This window comes from Marinimicrobium sp. C2-29, assembly GCF_038419845.1.
Taxonomy (GTDB): domain Bacteria; phylum Pseudomonadota; class Gammaproteobacteria; order Pseudomonadales; family Cellvibrionaceae; genus Marinimicrobium.
This window is the reverse complement of the sequence record NZ_JBCAQT010000005.1, coordinates 209,611-229,414: the sequence shown is the minus strand read 5'-3', so window position 1 is coordinate 229,414 and position 19,804 is coordinate 209,611. Positions and strand designations below refer to the sequence as shown.

The window sequence follows — 19,804 nt, the reverse complement described above, 5'->3', positions numbered from 1 at the left end:
GTATGAGTCATATTGTCGACCGCCGACTGAACGCCAAAAACAAAAGCGCCGTCAACCGACAGCGCTTCCTGCGTCGCTATAAGGATCACATCAAAAAGGCCGTCGCCGGTGCGGTGAGCAAACGCTCCATCACCGACATGGAACAGGGCGAGACAATCAGCATCCCCTCGCGCGACATCAACGAGCCGGTGTTTCACCACGGCCAGGGCGGCCAGCGGGAGAACGTCCTGCCGGGCAACCGGGAGTTCACCCGGGGCGACCGCATTCCCCGCCCCCAGGGGGGCGGCGCGGGCAGCGGCGGCTCGGAGGCCAGCGACAGCGGCGAGGGCGAAGACGAGTTTGTGTTCCAGATTTCCCAGAGCGAGTTTCTGGACTTCATGTTCGACGATCTGGCCCTGCCCAACCTGGTCAAACGCCAGCTCAAGGGCGACGAGCACTTCGAGCGCCGCCGGGCCGGTTTCAGCAATGAGGGCAACCCCGGGCAACTGAACGTGGTGCGCTCCATGCGCTCGGCTCACGCCCGGCGCATCGCGCTGACCGCCAAAAAGCGCCGCCGGCTGCGGGAGCTGCAGGCCCAGCTCGCCGAGGAGCAGGAGAAAAAGGACATTCTCTACGACCCGCGCAAGGTCAAGGCCCTGGAGGAGGAGATCGCCGACCTGGAGACCCGCATCAAGCGCATCCCCTGGCTGGACACCTTCGATCTGAAATACAACCTCCACACCAAACACCCGCTGCCGCGCAGCAAGGCGGTGATGTTCTGCCTGATGGACGTGTCCGGCTCCATGACCCAGTCCACCAAAGACATGGCCAAACGCTTTTTCATCCTGCTCTACCTGTTCTTGAAGCGCAATTACGAACACACCGAGGTGGTGTTCATCCGTCACCACACCAGCGCCAAAGAGGTGGACGAGGAGGAGTTTTTCTACTCGCGCGAAACCGGTGGCACCATCGTCTCCAGTGCGCTCAAACTGATGCACAGCGTCATGGAGGCGCGCTACCCGGTGAGCGAGTGGAATATTTACGGGGCCCAGGCCTCCGACGGCGACAACTGGAACGAAGACTCCAGCGCCTGTCAGGAGCTGTTGTGCGAGTCGATACTCCCTAACGTGCAGTACTTTTCCTACATCGAGATCACGCAGAGGGAACATCAGGCACTCTGGCACGAATACGAGGAAGTACAGCAGCGCTTCCCGGATGTATTCGCCATGGAACAGATTACCGATGTGCGGGATATCTACCCGGTATTTCGCGAGTTGTTCCACAAAGAGAGTCACAGGCAGGCGGTATAACCCATGCACGAACGTAAGTACCAACCCATCTCCACCAGTTCCGACTGGACCTTCGAGTTGGTCGGAGAATACGACCGGATCATCGGCGAAATTGCCAGCGAGTTCGGGCTGGATACCTATCCCAACCAGATAGAGGTGATCAGCTCCGAGCAGATGATGGACGCCTACGCGGCCGCGGGCATGCCGCTGGGCTACCACCACTGGTCCTATGGCAAACAGTTCCTCTCGGTGGAGAACGCTTACAGCCGGGGCCAGATGGGCCTGGCCTACGAGATCGTGATCAACTCCAACCCCTGCATCGCCTACCTGATGGAGGAGAACACCATGACCATGCAGGCGCTGGTGATCGCCCACGCCTGCTACGGCCACAACTCCTTTTTCAAGGGCAATTACCTGTTCCGCACCTGGACCGATGCCGACTCCATCATCGACTACTTTCTCTTTGCCAAAAACTACATCGCCCAATGCGAAGAGCGCCACGGCATCACCGCCGTGGAGCAGACCCTGGACTCCTGCCACGCCCTGATGAACTACGGCGTGGACCGCTACAAGCGCCCCTCCCCCATATCGGCCTACGACGAGCGCGAACGGCAAGCCGAGCGCGAAGAATACATGCAGCGACAGGTCAACGACCTCTGGCGCACCATCCCCCGGATGACCCCGGAGGCGGAGGACCCCACTCCCGAGCACCGCTACCCCAGCGAACCCCAGGAGAACCTGCTGTACTTCATCGAGAAGAACGCCCCCCTACTGGAGCCCTGGCAGCGCGAAGTGGTGCGCATCGTGCGCAAAATCGCCCAGTACTTCTACCCCCAGCGCCAGACCCAGGTGATGAACGAGGGCTGGGCCTGCTTCTGGCACTACACCCTGGTGAATGAGCTCTACGACCGGGGCCTGGTGACCGAGGCCTTCATGATGGAGTTCCTCCAGTCCCACTCCAGCGTGATCTACCAGCCGCCCTACGACAGCCCCTACTACAGCGGCATCAACCCCTACACCCTGGGGTTCAACATGATGATGGACATCCGCCGCATCTGCGAACACCCCACCGAGGAAGACCGCCTCTGGTTTCCGGACATCGCCGGCAGCGACTGGAAAGAGACCATGCAGTTCGCCATGCGCAACTTCAAGGATGAGAGCTTCATCCTGCAATTCCTCTCGCCCAAAATCATCCGCGACCTGAAACTCTTCACCGTAGTGGACGACGACCACGAAGCCCACATCGAAGTCGACGCCATCCACGACGAAGAAGGCTACCGCGCCGTACGCCAGTCCCTGGCGGGCCTGTACAACCTGGGCAACCGCGAGCCCAACATCCAGGTCCACAGCGTCGACATACGAGGCGACCGCTCCATCACCCTGCACCACACCCGCCACTCCAGAAAGCCCCTGGACAACTCCGCCCAGGAAGTCATCCGCCACCTGCATAGGCTGTGGGGGTTTGATGTGCATTTGCATTCGATGGAAGGCGAGCGGATTGCGCAGAGCTTTCATTGCCCGCCTATCGCTAGTGAGTAACCCGAATGGGCCGCTAAAAGCGGCCCATTTTTTCCCTCAAAGTCTTGCGCCTTGGAGCCTAATGTGGCAAGTTTGGGCTTTGGATGTACGAACGTAGCCATAGTGGCTACCTGCCAAAATGCGTGAGTTGATGAGAGGGAGCTTGTTTAGTGCACCCTTCCTCAAAATCCTCATAGAACTACAATCATTGGTTAGGCGCTTACGCCATAACTACGGCGACCAGCATCAGGTAACGCTGTGTTCCGTCCTAACCCCTTTTTTTTCAGCCCTCAACCCAGACCTCTCGATATACGTATGGCTTCTCTCTTTCCAGCTTTTCCAAAAGCTGAAAATGACTGGCATCCAGCTCTACTCCCATATCTATCAAGTTGCGTGCGAGATTACCCAGGCGGCGTGCGCTCGGCTCATAGCTGGTCTTGACTGACGCATCTAAAACTATATCCAAAACGTCTCGAGTCCCATCCGCCACATCTAAAGGGACTCCCAGATCAGAAAGCCTACGAATATCATTCGCTCTTTTTCCAGGGTCGCTTCCAAGAGGGTTATACGTGTAATTTCTTGCAAGAAGTTCAACTCCATTCATGCTAGAAAATTCGTCCTGAAACTCGAGGTTTATGTCGTAACCCAGAGCGACTAGATCTTCCGCCAACTCCAGGTTATCTGCTTTAATCAAATGCTTTATTACATCGTTGGGTAAGACTGCCCCTTTATCGAGAATAGTTTTAATTTGTTCTATGTTCGCTTCTTTATAGGTAGCAGGTTCCGCTAGCATCTCGTTTCCATAGAAAAGACCGGTCGTGACTTCTCTTCTTTTGAATGCTTCATGCATCTCACTAAAATTCGTGTACTGGGAAAGCTCCACATAGAAACTTTGCTCTTCCGTTAACACCGTTGCAATATGCAACTGAAGGATCTCAACATCATTCGATGAAACATCTCCCAAGATAAGTCTTTCTTTCAAATCATTATCAAGCACGACACCATTTTCATCCAAAGCGTTCAACAATGATTCGGCTGAGAGCAAAACACCCCCCCTCGACATAAGACTCCCTCCGCCTCTCTTCAACCTCAATCTTCTCTTCAAGGCTTGAAACAGAATCAAGCTTTCTTGATTTTTTAGGTTCCTCATCACTAACATTATTCGCCCCTTTATATTCCTCTAACTTATCCACGCTCCCTTCACCAAAATCAGCTCTATCTGGATCCCTATCAACATAGGATAGTGCGCCCCATACCGCGCACACGGAAAGTAAAAAAACAGTAACCGCCATGAAAGTCTTTCTAACAGATCCCGTCATCGTCCTCCCCCTCTCTATCAATTAGCTCCCCGAAAACCATATCGATCTTTCTTTCCAAAACTGACAACGACACCAAGGCACTGAAAACCACGTACACAAAAAAAGAGAGGAGCGCTACAGCCGGATCAGAAAAATTTTGAAAAACTCTTTCCAATACAAAAAATAGCGGTATTATTAGTGGAAAACCAAAAACAGTAAATGAGCGGAATTTCCCCACCGATCGATACCGTACTGCAACCTCACTCTTTCTGTTCAATCTTGTTATATCTACTTTATCAGAAGGTCGGGAAGCACTCATATTAAATCTCTCCACTCATCAATAAACCAAGCAAGGCTGCCGTGAACATGAGGGTAGGCCAAGAAGTTCTTGACCCACCAAGCACAACATTACATCTCGTGGCATTCTGCGATCATTTTCTCAGACCCTTGCTTACAATAAGCAGTAGCCCTCTCATCTAAATCACCGCAGGGAATAACAGCGTTTGAATCAGCAAGCCCCGCCATCGTCGCACCCTCTTTAGTATATTGGACCACTTTTTCGCTGACAACAACGTCAGATATTTTGGTGAGAAGCTTTTTCACAGCGATTCCACCAGACCGAACCAAAATAGCGTTAGTTCCTCTACACAGATTATTCAATGTTCCGTAAGCGTCGTTGCATTCTGACTTAATTCTATACGCCTCTGTCAAGCACTCTTGCTATTTCTGTGACGGATTAGAACGCTGATACCACGCAGAACCCTGCGTGTACGGGTTATTGGCTGAGTATCTCTCCCCTGACGTACAGTATTCTTGCGGATAATGTGTCGTGGTAGACGAACCATCATTATAAGTCGTACGATCATACCCGCCTGCGTAGTAGCACTGTGAAGCGTGTACCCCAAAGGGAAAACAAAAAATTAGAAAAATTGAAGAAAGGGTAAAAGTGCGCGCTTTTAGCATGGTTTCCTCCTTAAAAATGCCATCTAGTTATAGGCTTGAAACGAAGCTACTTAAATTCAAGGTTTTTGTCTTTTGGCAAGACTGGGTAACTAAGAATATTCAGGCTAGTGGCAACACCTCCTTGTCGTTTTGTATAGGTAAGCTAGTATTAGATGCTAATTGATCAAATAACGATTTTCAACACTTAGAAGTATAATTTCCACCAATTGATTGGCGTAGATGGTATTTACATTCTTGGCCAAATAATCGGTGCCGACGATATGCTGAACCAGTCCTTTCTGTTTCTGAGGGTTAACCGCACGACAGTAGCGCTTAACATCGAGCTCACTGATGAGTGAGCCGTCGTAGCTACTTTCCGTGGTAGACATTGTAAATCCCTCTTTATCAGTCTAGTTGGATACTTTGTACGAAGTGGGCCTTGTGAACCTCATTCTTTGGGATGTCTTCGTCACTGAGATTGAAAGTGACAAAGGTATCATAGGGTTCATCCTGGACCTTGATAACAGTGAACTCGAAGTCGGATTGCCCTGCCAGAGTGTCTGACCAGGTTATTCGTTCGCCAGAAAATCCGGCTATTGTAGTGGAGGACCTTTCGTAGTTGATCAAAAGTGAGTCGCTTTTAATCTGAAATTCATCTACAAAATGGTCTACCACACTTTCCGTACTTCTCTGGTGCTCATTGAGAATTAGTATGCGGGCCGTTGAAAAATCCGACACTTTGAAGTTGACTTCTCGATCAGCGTACAAGGACGCCCTGTCATCAAAGAAGAAGGTCCAAGTGCTGGGGTAGGCAACGCTGATATCACCCTTTCGGTAGTGCGAATAATCGGAGGGAACTTCTGCATCCTGGGAGTCTGCGTCGGAATCGGCGTTACAGCCAGCGATAGCCGTGGCTACCAACAGAAAAGCTATAGATAATTTTGATCGAATGGAGGTCATCGATAGTCCCTTTGACGGAATTCCAAATGCGGAGGCTGGATACCCGGCTCCGCACTGCTGGAGAGCATACTACCAGACCAGTCTTGCCACAACGGTGAATGGGAACGTGATATGAGCAACTTTCCAAGCTGTGCGGGTTATCACAAACATACAGCAATACGGCAATGACCGAACACCATTCCACTGGCTGGAAAGCCCGGCATCGATAGCCCCTCCCTACGGCTCGCCCTCGATCAGGAAGGCTCGGCCACTGCTGCGTCGAGGGCGGCGATATCGATCTTCTTCATTGTCATCATCGCTTCGAAGGCGCGCTGGGCCTCGGCCCGATTATCACTCGTTATCAGGTCAAGCAGCCGCTGCGGCGTGATCTGCCATGCAAAGCCCCATCGGTCCTTACACCAGCCGCAGTCGACCTCCTCGCCGCCACTGGCGATGATGGTATTCCAGTAGTGGTCCGTCTCTTCCTGGTTTTCGGTGACCACCATGAAGCTGACGGACTCATTCGGCGTAACATTCGGACCACCGTTAAGGCCGAGGAACGACCGGCCGAGCACTGTGAATTCGACGGTTAGCTCAGTCCCTTTCTGGCCGCCAGGAAAGTCGCCGGGGGCTGTGTTGACCCGCTCGATAGAGCTGTCGGGAAAGGTTTTGGCATAAAACTCGGCCGCCTTGCGGGCTTCGCCGTGGTGGAACCACAGGCAGGTAACGAAGTTGGTCATATATTCGCTCCTTTTGTGTCAGTTATTTTCTTGCGCCCACCAGGGAGAACATGGCCCCCTGAGGATCGAGACCTTTGACCATGTATTCTTCACCGGGGGTTTCTTCGGGTCCAAGCAGAATCTCCCCGCCCTTGTCGGTGATGGTCTTACAGGCGATGTCGATATTGGCGCAACGGAAATAGTACTGCCACATTGGCTGCGGCATGTCCTCTGGTTTGGGCATGATGGCGCCGACAACCCTATTGTGGCGGATAAATTTGCTGTGTTTGTTGGGCATGGCTTTCCTCTAAGTCAGGTCGACTTCCGGCGCATCCAAGCAATGGATCGGCTAGGTGCGTGAAGCTAGGTATTGCAACCAGGGTTGCTACGCATTTATTATAACGGCCGTTGACCCTTGCACCTACCAACCAGGGAAAAGAGCTTGGCCTCTGATATGGACACTGCTAAACGATCGCTCCACGCCACTCTACTATTCTTATTGACGCTAGTTGTCGCCTGCACCGATGATCAGGGCGACAGTAGCGATCACGTAGCGAGTCCTGATAGCTACCAGAAGTACGAGGAGAAAGGTGTCAGTTTTGCCTATCCGGACAGCTGGTCATTTTCCTACGACGACTCCCCTTCCATATACACCAGTCGAGGCATTGGTCTCGATATCTCAGAGTTTTCGACTATTACCATCCTGATTTCTGAAGATAAGACGTTAGAGCTGGACTACGTCGCCGACCGCCTTCTCAGTGAGTTTCAGGTAAAAGAGAAAGATAGCATCAAAAACTTTACCAGAACGTCTGACTTGATCGGACGGTTTCCCGCTGAAACAGCAACGTGGGATGACCATTTCCTTGGGGAAACGCGATATGAGTTGACCGTCGCCAAGGTAAAGAGCAACCCTCATGACGTTTTTGTAGCATTCAGCTTGAGCGATGATGATATCGGCAATGCTCAGGATCACAAGGAGCGCTTTCTTAAAAGCATTCGTATTCAATAGCCGGGAGGATATATGGCCAACACGGATAGTACGTACGACGGGACCCTCATCAGCGAACTTGGCGTCAAACGCTACTTAAAGGGCAGGTCTGACCTGCCTACTTCCAATATCAATTTCTTTGTCAGGGGAGGCGCGGCTGAAACTGCCTGGAAAGAATGCAACTTCGGCTGCCACGGCCCCACTTACCGAAACCTGACCAAACCGAGCACTTTTCAAGAGGCTCTACAGCCGATTGATCAGTTTTCACCCACCCTTGCCGGGGTGGTGGACGGCATCCGCCACCAAACGGTAGGACGAGCTCAGAACCTGGCCGGCGGTATTGAGCGTACCGGCGAAGGGCTTATGCTGGGCGGTGACGACGCATTTCAGAACGTTGGCGAGGAAAACCTGGCCGCCTATGAGTTCGCCACCACCTGTTTCGAAAAGCTGGTCAACTTTGAAATCGACACTCTGGACAACCCGCTCTCGCAGGCGGTGCTCACCATTGTTAACGAGTACACCGCCGTTATCCCTGAGTGGGTACTGCGAAGCGCTTACCAGGATGGAGCCCTCAAGCTACCGGAGTCGGTCAACACTGTGTCGCTTATCAAAGCGGTCTCAATGGGCATTATCAAAGACGTCGATCAGATAGACCTGAGCGAAGCGATCAATCTTCTTAAGAACCCCTCCAAACGTTTCGCCGGAAAGCAGATTGGCAAAAAACTGGCTTCGGCTATGGGAGCAGTACTCGCTGCTACCATCTGTAAAAAGCTGATGACACAAGGGCCAGGACTGAACGCCACCAAACGGGACATTGCCAAGCTACGCAGCCATATGCGCGGCTTAAGAGGAGGACTGGGAGGAGCTCTACTCAAGCTCTTGCAAACCCAGGGCGTTCTGGACCGAGCCGGGGACGCCAGCCGGCGACTCAACCAGGCTAGCCCCAGGCTTTGGCGCTTGTTACGTTTTGACCTGAATGGCGCCAATATGGTCTATTTCCTGGTGGAGCCTCTTATAAAGGAATATGTGGATCGACTCGCTCTCCTGGAACGGAGGCCCCAAGAATTTTCAAAAGTAATGATCGCCTTGATGCAAGAAAAGCAGACAAAGAGTATTTTCTTTCCTGGTAGTGCAATGTAGTTGTAGTGCTTTAGTAGAACCTGACACCTGATAGGATGGTATTATTTTAGAACTAAGGGACCGGGTCGGAACTGCAAACTCCACAAGGATTGACAATGAGTAAACTTGGATTCTTTATTCGTTTTACCGTTACCTACACGCTAGTGATGGCGGCAGCGGGCATAGCGATAAGTCTTATGGGGGCCGGCAGTTCCATAGGCCTCAACGCGCCCATACTTATGGGTATTGCCTACTGGTGCTTTTATACTTTTTCAACGAAGAACGCCAGAATCATCGGTGATGACGAGAAGTGGAAGCTGATCTTTCTTGCTCTGGCCGGTGATATTCTAGCCAGCGTTTTGCTGGGCACTCCGACGGCGATGGCCAACGACCTTCCCATAATGTTCCTTGCTGTCGGCCTTGCCATCATCGCACCATTGCACTTTTTGCTATTAATGCTTGCGAATTATGCAGTGAAGAAAGCGCTCATAAAACAACGTCCCGAACTGTTAGAGAACTGACATCGTCACTGTATTTTCACAGATGCTCATGGTTGCCTGTAACGACAACCATGAGGGTATGTCTGAGCGGGAGCCCCCACCCGATGGATACCAGGTGGGCAGATCAGAAGGATTTACTCTTGCGTATCCCCAGATTCGGCCACAGCAGCATCAAGGGCGGCGATATCGATCTTCTTCATGGTCATCATCGCTTCGAAGGCGTGCTGGGCCTCGGCCCGATCATCACTCGCTATCAGGTCAAGCAGCCGTTGTGGCGTGATCTGCCATGCAAAGCCCCATCGGTCCTTACACCAACCGCAGTCGACCTCCTCGCCGCCATTGGTGATGATGATGTTCCAGTAGTGGTCCGTCTCTTCCTGGTTTTCGGTGACCACCATGAAGCTGACGGACTCATTCGGCGTAACATTCGGACCACCGTTAAGACCGAGGAACGGCCGGCCGAGCACTGTGAATTCGACGGTTAGCTCAGCACCTTCCTGGCCGCCAGGAAAGTCGCCGGGCGCGGCGTTGACCCGGTCGATGGAGCTGTCAGGAAAGGTTTTGGCATAAAACTCGGCCGCCTTGCGGGCTTCGCCGTGGTCGAACCACAGGCAGGTAACGAAGTTGGTCATATCGACTCCTTTGTGTGAGTTATTTTCTTGCGCCCACTAGGGCGAACAATGCCACATTGGCAGCGGCATGTCTTCCGGTTTGGGCATGATGGCACCGATAGCCCCGTTGTGGCGGATAAATTCGTATAAGACCATCAACGCTATGGGCACTCCGGGCTGGAACACGGTAAACTCGCCACTTGGCATTTGAAGCCAATAGCTATCAGCAATGTGATGATTAGGAGTGTACAGGGGGTGTCGTGTTTTCACTAAGGCGCAAAGGCGATTACCGTCTGCAGTTTACACGTGCGTTGAAGCGGCCAGGGAAGTACAGAGTCGAGCTCTACCTGTTTACGCCCTATGAAGGGCGGTTTTCGGAGTGGACGCTGTCTGAGCAGCAATTCTTTTTCAAGGCCCTGGAACATCGCTTTCGTCTTCTGGGGCACCCTGACAAAAACCGGGCCGGAAAGTCTGGAAACTCGTTCACCCTGCTCTCACCACACTATGAAATCCAGTATGGGTCCTGGCTGTTCCAGTACCGAGCGTCGATAGACCATCTGCGCCAACAGATTCTGACCGCGGAGCTGGCAAACGAGCCCGTAAGGCGCGCCCTTCGGTTGATCCAGAACTTCGCCCGGCGGCTACGAAAGTCCAGCCCGGAGCAAGATAGCCATCATCGTTACTTTCGACTGGTGGACGTTTATTTTTCCTGGCACGCGGAACAGTTCCTGCTTGAGTGTATGGCCATGGATGGGTTCTCGGAACTCGATCATGAGCTGAAACAGTCCATCGGGGCGTTTCTGGAGCAGGAGTACCGATACCGGCGCGAGTTGAAGTACGAGCCGGATTTCCGTGGCAGCCCGACCCGCCTCTGGAACCGTATGAGTCTATACCTGAGGTTGCTGGAGTTCCCGGTCGTGCTGCGCTCCAAGGTGAGCGAATTAGGCTCAGGAACGCGAAAGTTGGTCAAAGCCGTGACGACGATGCTCGTCATGTCATTATTCACCTACTTCCTGTTCAATACCCGCGCCAACAGTCAGCAGCTGTCCCTGGCTCTGCTTCTTGCCATTGCGCTGACCTATGCGCTCCGGGACTTGCTGCGCGATGACATGATAACGCGCCTCACAGACTGGTTGCGCAAGGGGCGGCCACGCTGGAAGATTCGTTTGTTGATGCCATACACCCACCAGCTGCTCGCCTTGCAGAGTGTATGGCTGGACTACCGTAAACGGCCCGACTTGCCGCAACTGATTCTTGACCACTCCAGTACCTGGGCCGCCAATGAAGAGCGCCAGATCATCTGCTTCCGTTCAATGTTGAACCTGGATAAAGCCGCGCTGGTTGAGAACCACATTCAAGAGCGTCTCAGCCTGGACTGCGAGGAGCTCTGCTCATTGATCCAGGCGACCAGAAACAAAGTGTTCACCTGGGCTGACAAGGATGACCCGTCCTCTGCCGTTGAGGCCCACCCCATCGATAAGCAACATGACTACGATCTATTACTGGTCACTTCTGAAGTCAGCCAGGGCTACTCATCGGCCCAGCGATGGCGCCTTCGCCTGGGAACGTCTGGCATCGTCAAGTGCGAAACCAGGAAGGTAGATTGGCCCAGCCCCGAGGAGCAGGTGAACAGAAAAGCGATGAAGAGCCTGCGCAACCGTTTTCGACAGCGATGATCATTCATGGCTGTCGAAATCGGTTCCTTCACTGCGTGTTTGGCGTCAACATTCCCGTAGGCCTTTCTACTTCCGGTATTACGTCAATCTTCGCTCGGTCTGACTGCGCCCTCTCTACCAAAATGATACCGCGAGCACGTAGCTTTTCAAACCCCCATAGGCAGACCGCTACTGCCGCACCGGCAAGCACTATTCCGCTGCCGCCCAGGACATGGCGCTCGCTAAAGCACGTCCAGACAAACTGCCCCACGCATAATGCAGCGACCACCAGCAAGGTTGGCGCTCGGCCAATCAAACCGACGATAAAAACGCCGAGAGGAGCACCCAACGCGACAACCGGCGCTGCAGCTAGCCAGTTCTCGTACACACCAGGCTGCCAGGAGTTGCTGAGGGTTTTTACCAGAACGCCCAGTACGGAGGTAAACGCCATAATGACGACTGAAGTGGGGATGGCGATTTTAAGATCCGCCCGACAAAGCAGCACCAAAACAGCATAGATCACCATATCAACGCCCACCCCCGTCACGCCCACCGCCAGTGCACAGGCGCCAATACCGACAATAAAGCCGACTTTCTGATCCCACTTTTCGTCAAACTCGGTCATGCCGGAGTGACTGGCAATTTCCCGGACGCGATAAAGATGGAGAATTCCGAAGCTTCCCCAGATCACGGCGAATATCATTTTTATCCACAAGTCCGGAATAAGGGGCGCCAATACCAGTATGCCTAGCGGCGTGCCCAGCAAGGCCCCCAACATGGCACCCTTGAGCATCGACCCAGCCAAGGGCTGTCGACGGACCAGGATAAAGATACTGGCACTCACCATGCCGATAGATTGCACCGCAAAGCTAAAATCCCGACCTAAACTAGCAGGAAGATCGAATAGCAAAACCAAAACCGGAAAGCCCACCGTACCGCCGCCCATCGGGGTGGAGCCTGCAGCGTAGCTACCGACAGCCATTGCCGTGGCAATAGGCCAATGGGATTTTACCGCTTCCCATTGGCCATGCTGCTGAACCAACAGGAGCCAAACCGCATAGAACAAAAACATCGATAAAAACCACAACCAAATCGGTCTTCTGCCGAAAATCGACCCTATATCTTTGGGTGCGGGTTTAAGCGTATCAGACATCATAGTTGGCCACCTGCCCTTGCATTGTAGCGTTTTCAGAGTTCACAGATCGTGCCTTTAGAAGACGCCTTTTCAGGTCATACATAACCTTCTTAAGAAGCAACCCGTACATACGTTTTTTGGGGTAAGCGATTGGAAAAGATTCGAGGAACATTTTTGCGGCTTCCGGCTTTGCGTGTGGGCCATTGAGCCTGTACTGAGCAGAAAATTGCGTACCAAACCACATCTTAAGATACATTTTCCGATCTTTGAAAAAGGACGGGATCTCCGGTTTACAACCCACCAGATCAGCCAAAGAGTCAATGTAGGTGTTATAGTTCACAAGGGAGGAAACGTGGGGCGTAAGATGGTACTCTTTCTCCCAAGACATGCGATCCTTCTTCGCCTGGCGATCCCGTTCGGACTGACTGGGAATCTCGCGTTTATCACTGCACAGCAATGCGAAGTATCGGCTTTGCATCTCAGAAAGAGAGGGAATCCCGCCCTGATGAGGCCTTGCAAACCCGATGAAGGCCAGAGTCTTATCAAAATCCCGGTGAAACATCTGTTTATAAAGATCTCTGGTATTTGTGATCTTTACGTCCATAAACGGGAACGTGGTCTTGAACCCTGTACAGAACATTATCGAATCAATCTTCTCACTAATGCCATCCTTGAAGATTACGGAGTCTTTTGTGATCCGTTCTATACCACTGAAGTTCGCTTCTACCTCGCCATCGACGATGTGGGTGAACAACCGCTCATTCTTTGTAATCACTTGGTGGACCGGAGACCCTGACGCTTTAGTCCACTCCGTGCGCCTAACCATGGCGGGATTTCTACTCACCAACGACTTACTTAAAAACTTGTCTACTAGATCCCTGTGTGCCTTGTGAGGAAGGTGGTGAATAATCCGGGAGGTGAAAACGGAAGTGTCGATGGTAAAGAACGGGTCCTTTTGAAAAGGAATAACACGAGGAGCCACTGCCGGGTATCGGCGCAAGGAAAGAATGCATTTCTCACTGACCGTTGAAATCTCGGACGTTATGTCGGAAGAACTCTCCCCGAGCCCAACGCACAACACTCTCTTTCCTTCAAATGCTTCTTTGATGACATAGTCTTTTGAGTGAAGGACACTGCCCTCAAAACTATCGAGCCCATTAACCTCAGGGATCTTTGGCTCCTGAAACATCCCGGAGCAGACGGCTACCGCATCGAATGTATGTGTTTCAACGCCTTCACCCCTTTTCTTAGTTTTGACGACCCATTGCTTCCCTTCCCGTTCAACGGATAACACCATTGTATTCAGGTTAATGCATGGAAAAAGATAATTTTTAGTAATATATCGGTTAAGATAGTCCCGATAGTTTTTTGCCGTCCAGAACTTAATTCGCTCCTCCGTTGGAACATAGTCTGAGAAGGCCATAAAATAGTTGGTAACAGTGAGATTCAATGAGTCATAAGAAAATCCGTCCGGAGAGAAAACGCCACCAGAACTGCTGTTCTTCTCGAAGCACGTCACCTCGTGGCCTTCCTCCTTCAGCTCCTTAACTGCTGCTATTCCGGATAGCCCTGCGCCTATAACTGCTACTTTTCGCTTCATACAATGTTCCTTTCAAAGAGTTTCTCATCCTTCATTGAAAAGGATAGCAGTGTTTGAGATAAGCAGTTAGCTCCGCGTATATCGTCCACAATGAAGTCAATATACTCGTCCAAGCCTTGATCTTCGTCGTTCCAAATGAAGGGTTTATCCGACGAGAATGGGACCTTCATCAGGTTCATCGCGGCCTCATAGAATGACCGCGTGGACTCCGAAAGATATTTACGGGGATCGTAGGTAGAGAACTTTTGGTGACTCCTGAGATCTACCGCCTGCAGGCCGAATATCAGACATATCGCCACATAACGCTCCATCAGATATAGGCTCTCCTTTGCCAGTGCGGCCGACCCCATGCTCAAGCTATTTATATTCTGGTTAAACATTTCTGCGTGAGAGGGAAATTTGTCAGCGAGTGACTGCCCATAGAACCCGATCATCGGCATTATGGAGTTGCCGCATATTTGCAGGCCATTCAACCCCATATTGGTAATTGCCATATTGCCTTTCAGTCCCGGAGGGAGTCCGTTACTGAATGCAGGCGTTACCAATAGCGAAATCTGGACGTCCATATACTTCGCAACGACACCCAGGTTATATCTCAGCCTATCCATAGCCACACTGGGATACTGACCCAGAAAGTTTCCACAATGGTATGTGGTTCCTGAGTCCGCATCTATCAGCGGATTGTCTGTTACGGAGTTTGCTTCGATAGAGATCTGGCGCTCACCGGTCTCCATTTCCTCCACAATAGGCCCGAAATACTGCGGGTAGCAGCGAAGTGAATAGCGATCCTGTATTAGCTTTCCTTTCTCGTGAACATGTTCTCCGTCCCGTTCGGTCCGACACAACTGGGAGCCCTCAAGAAGAGAAGCCATGTGTCTGGCCGAGAAAACCTGCCCCTCATGAGGCTTGTACATGTGAACGAAGGCGTTCATCGACTCACGACTTGCCTCCAAACCCTGATAGAAGAGTGCGTTATTCCCTATGGTAAGGGTCAGCAGTGTCTTAGCCCGACTGAGGCAGTTCGCCGCAACCCCTGTGTGGACAGAGGTACCGTTGACGATCGCCAACGTCTCCTTGGGCATAAAGTCGATAGGCTCAACATTCAGCCGCTCAAGCGCCTCTTTGCAGCTGACCAGCTCTCCCTTGAATGAAGCCTTATAGTTAGGTAGCCCCCGGAGCAGGCCCGCGAGATAGGACAAGGGCACCAGGTCGCCACTGGCCCCAATTGACCCCAAACTGAACATTGTCGGACATACATCTTCATTCAGAAAAAGTATGATTCTCTCTATCAACTTTCTTCTTACGCCTGAAACACCGTGCGTCAATGACGTAGCCCTTAAAAGCATGCCAGCGCGAACATCGGCGTTTGACAGTCTTTTTCCTGTTCCGACCTTTTTATCCAGAAATATTTTGTTCTGAAAGGCAGCCAGCTGGTCCTTGGGTATCGACAAATCCGCCATGGCGCCGACACTTGAGGTAACGCCATATATCGATTCACCTCTTTCGGCAGCCTCTTGAATAAAACGATGGGATTCCGATATACGTTTCAGAACTTCCGGATCATCAGTGAGTCGGACTTTTCGGTGCTCGACAGCGACAGCCCTTACACTGTCTAGGGTTAATGGCTCTCCGATAACAACATCTTCTTTTATCTTCATATCCATAACGTTGATTCTCACTTCCTTTATTAAATGTTGGAGATATCAGACTGAAAGCGCCTGTTCCCCTGAACGAGGCCTAGCGGCCAAACCCAAAAGTGTAAGCCCAGCATGGTTAGAACCTCCCTTAAGTCATGCTCTCCTTTCAGGTAACATACCGTGTCTTTGGCGACGGGTTTGGATCCTACTCCGTGCAAACGATAGTGAGCACCATTGACAGCGCCTGTGAGCACGCGCCACAACAGAACGGGAGACGCTAATAGCTTCCATGGATCGGGCCTACAGCCAATTAGCGTGGCGAGCTTATCCATGTAGGGGATCCAGCTGACCACCACATTTTTCTCCGGCAAACCTGGAAACCTTTCACGGTTCTGTCTTCGCTCACATTCAATGTGTTGCTTCCATTCTTCTATCGCCGGGAGCATAAGCCTTCCGGAGACCACTTGGGAAAAGAGCCTGGCCTGAAGCTCACCAACAGGTGGGATGGCACCCAAGGCAGGCCGCGCGAAGCCACAGAAGGCCAAACGACTACCTACATCAGGGTCAAACATATTCAGGTACATTTCGCTCGGGTGTTTCGCGGCTTTTCCGCCGGGCAACTCCAAAAATGGAAATGCGGGAATGTAGCCATGCGCAAACAATACGATGTCCGCGGACTCTCTACGACCATCAGAAAAAACTACTCCGTTCTCTTCAAACCTTACAATATCACGCTCAATATCGAGCTTCCCTTCCAGGATCGCCATGATAAAATCATCGCTTTTGGTTGCGGTTTGTGTATTTGGCCCCGTATTCGAAATCTGTAGAAGCTTGGCTCTTACTGCTGAGCTCGGTGTATGGTTGCCCATATACTGACAAAGGCGGCGCCTCATAGACATAAAGCCGTTTTTAAGGAAAATGGGAGCGGCATTACGTATTCTATTGGTGTCATAATCGTTAGCTTTTCCGGTCAACGGGTTTATGCGGGGAATAACAAACTTACCCCGTTTCACACTGACCGTTACCTTTTCTGAAAACTTACTGAGCTCGTAAGCAATGTCCGCCCCGGACTCACCCAACCCGGCAATAACAACTTTTTTGTCTTTAAAATCCTCCGGACCTTTGTATTGGGAAACATGCCTAACGTCGCCCTTAAAGCCTTCAAGTCCGGGAAGAGAAATGGGCTTGGGCGTTTGATGCGTACCGGTGCATATGGACACATTGTCACAGTCCATGATTTCTACACTGTCCGTGCTCAAATCACGGACTGAGACTCGCCAGCCACAACCGAGAGGTTCCACCCTTTCTACCTGGCAACCAAACCGAATGCTTGAACTCAAATCAAAATGATCGGAATAGTCTTCCAGGTAGTCGACATACTGCTCGTGGTTATGATGAATAGAAGAGGGGTTTGAAGGTGGGAAATCCGAAAAGGCAGTCACCCAAGGCGAAGAGGTCAAGCGGGCACTCTTCCAAACACCGCTGGGCTTGTTTTCGTCGTAACGATAAACACCGCCTACCCCAGGCTTACTCTCAAAGCAGGTTACCTCTATCCCGAGCTCCCGACACTCTTTGACGACAGCCAGGCCGACCGGTCCAGCACCGATCACCACCACGGTTCCGGATTTTGGCTTTCGATCCTCAACAGGCCGCATCAGGTGAGGCTTCTTGGAGATCAATCGAAGCTGGTACGCGAGAAATGCAATCACCCAAACGAAAAACACTGATGCAAGAAGATTGATCAGCGACGTCGAATTTCCACTGACCACCAGGACTGGAAGAATAGCCAGCAACACAAAAGGTAAAAGCCCCACTACTGTGAGCATCGCGCTTACAAACTTCGCAGTCATGCTGTGTGTCCAATGGCGTTCCTTACCGGCTGCCATAGCTGCCGCCTTTATCCCAAAAGGGTCACCCTTAAAAGGCTTATCCTCAAACGCCAACTCCCCATGATCAACCGCAGATAATGATTGTTCTTCAAAACCAGCCGTATTCATATATGTACGTCCTTTCCCAAAATATTTGATAAGTCAATTATCACCGCTTATAAAGTGCGTTTAGAATTTTTCTGAAACTGGATATCGCGCGCAAAACGATCCCCTGAAAGCGCGAATGCGCAACATCGGAGCTGTCAGTTTTAGTAGTAAAAAAAGTTACCGATAGGTATCTCTACGAAGTGACTGCGCAGTCATTCCTTGCCAAATCCATCGGGATATTTTAGGCCACCATTCCTTTTCTGACTTTTTTTGATCTATTTTCGGCGCACTACCGCCTACCCTCTCATTCGGAAGGAACCATTCATTCATATGGTTATTAAGTAGGGCAACATCCTCAAGGAGGCAGTGGCAATAGACATACCCGTCAGGCCTGACCACATAGACATGGGGCTTATCATAGCTACCATAGCTGGACTTGAAGCGCTCGCCACCCTGTACTGTGTAGACGCTTGCATTTCTTCCAAATTTCTCTGATAGCGAGTTGGCAACTGCAGAGGTTTGGCCCGGTTCACTATCGCCATCCTGCACGATCAGAAAAGACATTCGTGGATGACGCAGAAGATCGAACAGCCACCTACCCCCCTCAACTTGTACATTTGGAGCTCTCGTCCCGGGTAAAATGCCGTTGGATAGTCGAAGTTCAGGCGGCAGTGACATTGCATCGCAGTAGTTGTGGCTTAACCCCGAGATACGCATCACCGTGCTTTCGTGCCACCCCTTTGCTTGGGTAAGCGTCAGGCGGTCCTCCATACCCTGGCCATGCGCCATGATGATGTCGTGCATCGCGTCAGTACCTTCAAGGACCTGCTTTCCCACTGGAGAGCGCTCTGACGCATACGTGTCCAGCAAGCTGGGGGCAGCTTGATTCAGTGCCACAAACGCCAGTTTCCAACCAAGATTGTAAGCATCCTGCATACTGACATTCATGCCCTGGCCCCCTGAAGGAGAGTGGACATGGGCGGCGTCGCCTGCCAGAAATACGTTGCCAATGCGATATTTTTCGGCAATACGTCGTCGCACTTCCCATCGCCTTTCGAGTTTGGGCGTGGCCAGAGTGATTCCCTCAAGATGTTCATCCAAAAGGTTCTGAAAGCGCTCCCTTTGGGTAATCCTTTGATCATCGGCCCGATTGACGCTCACCCCACTCACGCCAATCCGGTGGTAGCCATCCGGCAGCTTGGTGATAAGCACAAAGTTTTCTTTTGAAATATAGTAATGTACAAGCTCGTCCTCACCATTGAAGCCTTCGAGCTTTGTATCCATCATTTCCATGATCATTCCATCGTACTTACTGCCACTGTCGTTCAACCCCACCGACTTCCTTACAAAGCTATGAACGCCATCACACCCAACAATCCAGGTTGGCTCTACAACTTCCCTGGATCCTGTCTTCCCGTAAGACAAAACCGCCCTGCACTTATCTTTACCCCGCTCTAGGCCAACGATTTCGGTTGACCATTGAGGACGAATATCGTATGTCGACTCCAAGTGCTCTCTGAGGTGCTTGTCGGTCCACCCTTGGTCGTAGATAAGGACGTAGGGGTAGGTTGAATCCATTTTCGAAAAGTCAAGCGATGGGCGAACATCTTTCCCTTTGAAATTAAATCTGAACCCCCTGCTTTTAATGCCGCCCTTGAGAAAATGGTGAACAAGCCCCATATGTTCAAGCATCTCCATTGTTCGCGCGTGTAGCGTGAAGGCTCGAGGCATCATAGTTGGCCCGTCACGCTTATCAATCAGGCGAAACCTAACTCCTCGACGCGCCAGCTCAATTGCCAGAACCAGCCCAGTCGGGCCGCACCCCACTATCAGTATCTCATCCCTTCTTGAGTCCTTCATTCGCGTTTCTCCAAATCAAAAATATAGACGTGTGCAAGA

The 19,804-nt window shown here is 51.6% G+C and carries 19 protein-coding genes; 6 read left to right on the top strand and 13 right to left on the bottom strand.

The features are described from left to right. Positions 1–2: 2 nt before the first annotated feature. Together AAE484_RS07010 and AAE484_RS07005 are read left to right on the top strand one after the other, a co-directional pair. Positions 3–1,289, top strand: coding sequence for a YeaH/YhbH family protein (locus tag AAE484_RS07010; RefSeq protein WP_341937646.1), 1,287 nt, complete (start codon positions 3–5; stop codon positions 1,287–1,289). 3 nt (positions 1,290–1,292) lie between these two features. Next, positions 1,293–2,807 carry a SpoVR family protein gene (locus AAE484_RS07005; protein WP_341937645.1) on the top strand — a complete coding sequence of 505 codons (1,515 nt, stop codon included), beginning with the start codon at positions 1,293–1,295 and terminating at the stop codon, positions 2,805–2,807. A 262-nt stretch (positions 2,808–3,069) separates the two neighbouring features. Here AAE484_RS07005 and AAE484_RS07000 read toward each other — a convergent pair whose 3' ends face one another. From AAE484_RS07000 to AAE484_RS06970, 7 genes are all read right to left on the bottom strand, one after another. Continuing rightward, on the bottom strand, positions 3,070–3,831 hold the full coding sequence (locus tag AAE484_RS07000; RefSeq protein ID WP_341937644.1) for a hypothetical protein: 762 nt from the start codon (positions 3,829–3,831) through the stop codon (positions 3,070–3,072). Beyond that, positions 3,794–4,105: a hypothetical protein gene (locus AAE484_RS06995; protein WP_341937643.1), complete on the bottom strand. Its 312-nt coding sequence runs from the start codon at positions 4,103–4,105 to the stop codon at positions 3,794–3,796. Before AAE484_RS06995 ends, AAE484_RS07000 begins: the two co-directional genes overlap by 38 nt. A gap of 387 nt (positions 4,106–4,492) precedes the next feature. Next, a complete protein-coding gene (locus AAE484_RS06990) occupies positions 4,493–4,687 on the bottom strand; it encodes a hypothetical protein (protein ID WP_341937642.1) in 195 nt (64 codons plus the stop codon). A gap of 515 nt (positions 4,688–5,202) precedes the next feature. After that, positions 5,203–5,415 (bottom strand): hypothetical protein, encoded by a 213-nt coding sequence (locus AAE484_RS06985; protein WP_341937641.1) that lies wholly within the window; start codon positions 5,413–5,415, stop codon positions 5,203–5,205. A 16-nt stretch (positions 5,416–5,431) separates the two neighbouring features. Then, positions 5,432–5,986 carry a hypothetical protein gene (locus AAE484_RS06980; RefSeq protein ID WP_341937640.1) on the bottom strand — a complete coding sequence of 185 codons (555 nt, stop codon included), beginning with the start codon at positions 5,984–5,986 and terminating at the stop codon, positions 5,432–5,434. Between the two features lie 233 nt (positions 5,987–6,219). Next, on the bottom strand, positions 6,220–6,705 hold the full coding sequence (locus AAE484_RS06975; protein WP_341937639.1) for a VOC family protein: 486 nt from the start codon (positions 6,703–6,705) through the stop codon (positions 6,220–6,222). A gap of 22 nt (positions 6,706–6,727) precedes the next feature. Further along, positions 6,728–6,982, bottom strand: coding sequence for a VOC family protein (locus AAE484_RS06970; protein ID WP_341937638.1), 255 nt, complete (start codon positions 6,980–6,982; stop codon positions 6,728–6,730). Positions 6,983–7,138: 156 nt separating this feature from the next. Here AAE484_RS06970 and AAE484_RS06965 point away from each other — a divergent pair, with 156 nt between their 5' ends. From AAE484_RS06965 to AAE484_RS06955, 3 genes are all read left to right on the top strand, one after another. Beyond that, the gene (locus AAE484_RS06965) at positions 7,139–7,693 is read left to right on the top strand and encodes a hypothetical protein (RefSeq protein WP_341937637.1); all 555 of its coding nucleotides are present in this window, start codon (positions 7,139–7,141) and stop codon (positions 7,691–7,693) included. Between the two features lie 12 nt (positions 7,694–7,705). Beyond that, positions 7,706–8,812 (top strand): cellulose-binding protein, encoded by a 1,107-nt coding sequence (locus AAE484_RS06960; protein WP_341937636.1) that lies wholly within the window; start codon positions 7,706–7,708, stop codon positions 8,810–8,812. A gap of 95 nt (positions 8,813–8,907) precedes the next feature. Then, positions 8,908–9,312, top strand: coding sequence for an ABZJ_00895 family protein (locus tag AAE484_RS06955; protein WP_341937635.1), 405 nt, complete (start codon positions 8,908–8,910; stop codon positions 9,310–9,312). A gap of 113 nt (positions 9,313–9,425) precedes the next feature. Here the strand turns inward: AAE484_RS06955 and AAE484_RS06950 are convergent, their stop codons facing one another. Then, the gene (locus AAE484_RS06950) at positions 9,426–9,923 is read right to left on the bottom strand and encodes a VOC family protein (RefSeq protein ID WP_341937634.1); all 498 of its coding nucleotides are present in this window, start codon (positions 9,921–9,923) and stop codon (positions 9,426–9,428) included. A 239-nt stretch (positions 9,924–10,162) separates the two neighbouring features. On the opposite strand from AAE484_RS06950, the gene AAE484_RS06945 reads away from it, so the two are divergent. Continuing rightward, entirely contained in the window at positions 10,163–11,578 is a 1,416-nt protein-coding gene (locus tag AAE484_RS06945; RefSeq protein WP_341937633.1) for a hypothetical protein, read from the top strand. A gap of 28 nt (positions 11,579–11,606) precedes the next feature. Here AAE484_RS06945 and AAE484_RS06940 read toward each other — a convergent pair whose 3' ends face one another. The 5 genes from AAE484_RS06940 to AAE484_RS06920 all read right to left on the bottom strand — a co-directional run bounded on the left by AAE484_RS06940 (position 11,607) and on the right by AAE484_RS06920 (position 19,765). Continuing rightward, entirely contained in the window at positions 11,607–12,713 is a 1,107-nt protein-coding gene (locus AAE484_RS06940) for a sulfite exporter TauE/SafE family protein (RefSeq protein WP_341937632.1), read from the bottom strand. Next, complete coding sequence (locus AAE484_RS06935) at positions 12,703–14,292, bottom strand: NAD(P)-binding domain-containing protein (RefSeq protein ID WP_341937631.1); 1,590 nt, start codon at positions 14,290–14,292, stop codon at positions 12,703–12,705. The genes AAE484_RS06940 and AAE484_RS06935 overlap by 11 nt, the downstream gene beginning before the upstream one ends. After that, positions 14,289–15,956, bottom strand: coding sequence for an HAL/PAL/TAL family ammonia-lyase (locus AAE484_RS06930; RefSeq protein WP_341937630.1), 1,668 nt, complete (start codon positions 15,954–15,956; stop codon positions 14,289–14,291). The genes AAE484_RS06935 and AAE484_RS06930 overlap by 4 nt, the downstream gene beginning before the upstream one ends. A 23-nt stretch (positions 15,957–15,979) precedes the next feature. After that, positions 15,980–17,926 (bottom strand): NAD(P)-binding domain-containing protein, encoded by a 1,947-nt coding sequence (locus AAE484_RS06925; protein WP_341937629.1) that lies wholly within the window; start codon positions 17,924–17,926, stop codon positions 15,980–15,982. 156 nt (positions 17,927–18,082) lie between these two features. Beyond that, a complete protein-coding gene (locus tag AAE484_RS06920) occupies positions 18,083–19,765 on the bottom strand; it encodes an FAD-dependent monooxygenase (protein WP_341937627.1) in 1,683 nt (560 codons plus the stop codon). Positions 19,766–19,804 lie beyond the last annotated feature (39 nt).

Coding starts and splice junctions, on each gene's coding strand:
- AAE484_RS06980 (WP_341937640.1), bottom strand. CDS start 5,986: ATGACCTCCATTCGATCAAAATTATCTATAGCTTTTCTGTTGGTAGCC.
- AAE484_RS06950 (WP_341937634.1), bottom strand. CDS start 9,923: ATGACCAACTTCGTTACCTGCCTGTGGTTCGACCACGGCGAAGCCCGC.
- AAE484_RS06935 (WP_341937631.1), bottom strand. CDS start 14,292: ATGAAGCGAAAAGTAGCAGTTATAGGCGCAGGGCTATCCGGAATAGCA.
- AAE484_RS06920 (WP_341937627.1), bottom strand. CDS start 19,765: ATGAAGGACTCAAGAAGGGATGAGATACTGATAGTGGGGTGCGGCCCG.
- AAE484_RS06970 (WP_341937638.1), bottom strand. CDS start 6,982: ATGCCCAACAAACACAGCAAATTTATCCGCCACAATAGGGTTGTCGGC.
- AAE484_RS06995 (WP_341937643.1), bottom strand. CDS start 4,105: ATGACGGGATCTGTTAGAAAGACTTTCATGGCGGTTACTGTTTTTTTA.
- AAE484_RS06965 (WP_341937637.1), top strand. CDS start 7,139: ATGGACACTGCTAAACGATCGCTCCACGCCACTCTACTATTCTTATTG.
- AAE484_RS06930 (WP_341937630.1), bottom strand. CDS start 15,956: ATGGATATGAAGATAAAAGAAGATGTTGTTATCGGAGAGCCATTAACC.
- AAE484_RS06940 (WP_341937632.1), bottom strand. CDS start 12,713: ATGATGTCTGATACGCTTAAACCCGCACCCAAAGATATAGGGTCGATT.
- AAE484_RS06960 (WP_341937636.1), top strand. CDS start 7,706: ATGGCCAACACGGATAGTACGTACGACGGGACCCTCATCAGCGAACTT.
- AAE484_RS07005 (WP_341937645.1), top strand. CDS start 1,293: ATGCACGAACGTAAGTACCAACCCATCTCCACCAGTTCCGACTGGACC.
- AAE484_RS07010 (WP_341937646.1), top strand. CDS start 3: ATGAGTCATATTGTCGACCGCCGACTGAACGCCAAAAACAAAAGCGCC.
- AAE484_RS06985 (WP_341937641.1), bottom strand. CDS start 5,415: ATGTCTACCACGGAAAGTAGCTACGACGGCTCACTCATCAGTGAGCTC.
- AAE484_RS06925 (WP_341937629.1), bottom strand. CDS start 17,926: ATGAATACGGCTGGTTTTGAAGAACAATCATTATCTGCGGTTGATCAT.
- AAE484_RS06975 (WP_341937639.1), bottom strand. CDS start 6,705: ATGACCAACTTCGTTACCTGCCTGTGGTTCCACCACGGCGAAGCCCGC.
- AAE484_RS06955 (WP_341937635.1), top strand. CDS start 8,908: ATGAGTAAACTTGGATTCTTTATTCGTTTTACCGTTACCTACACGCTA.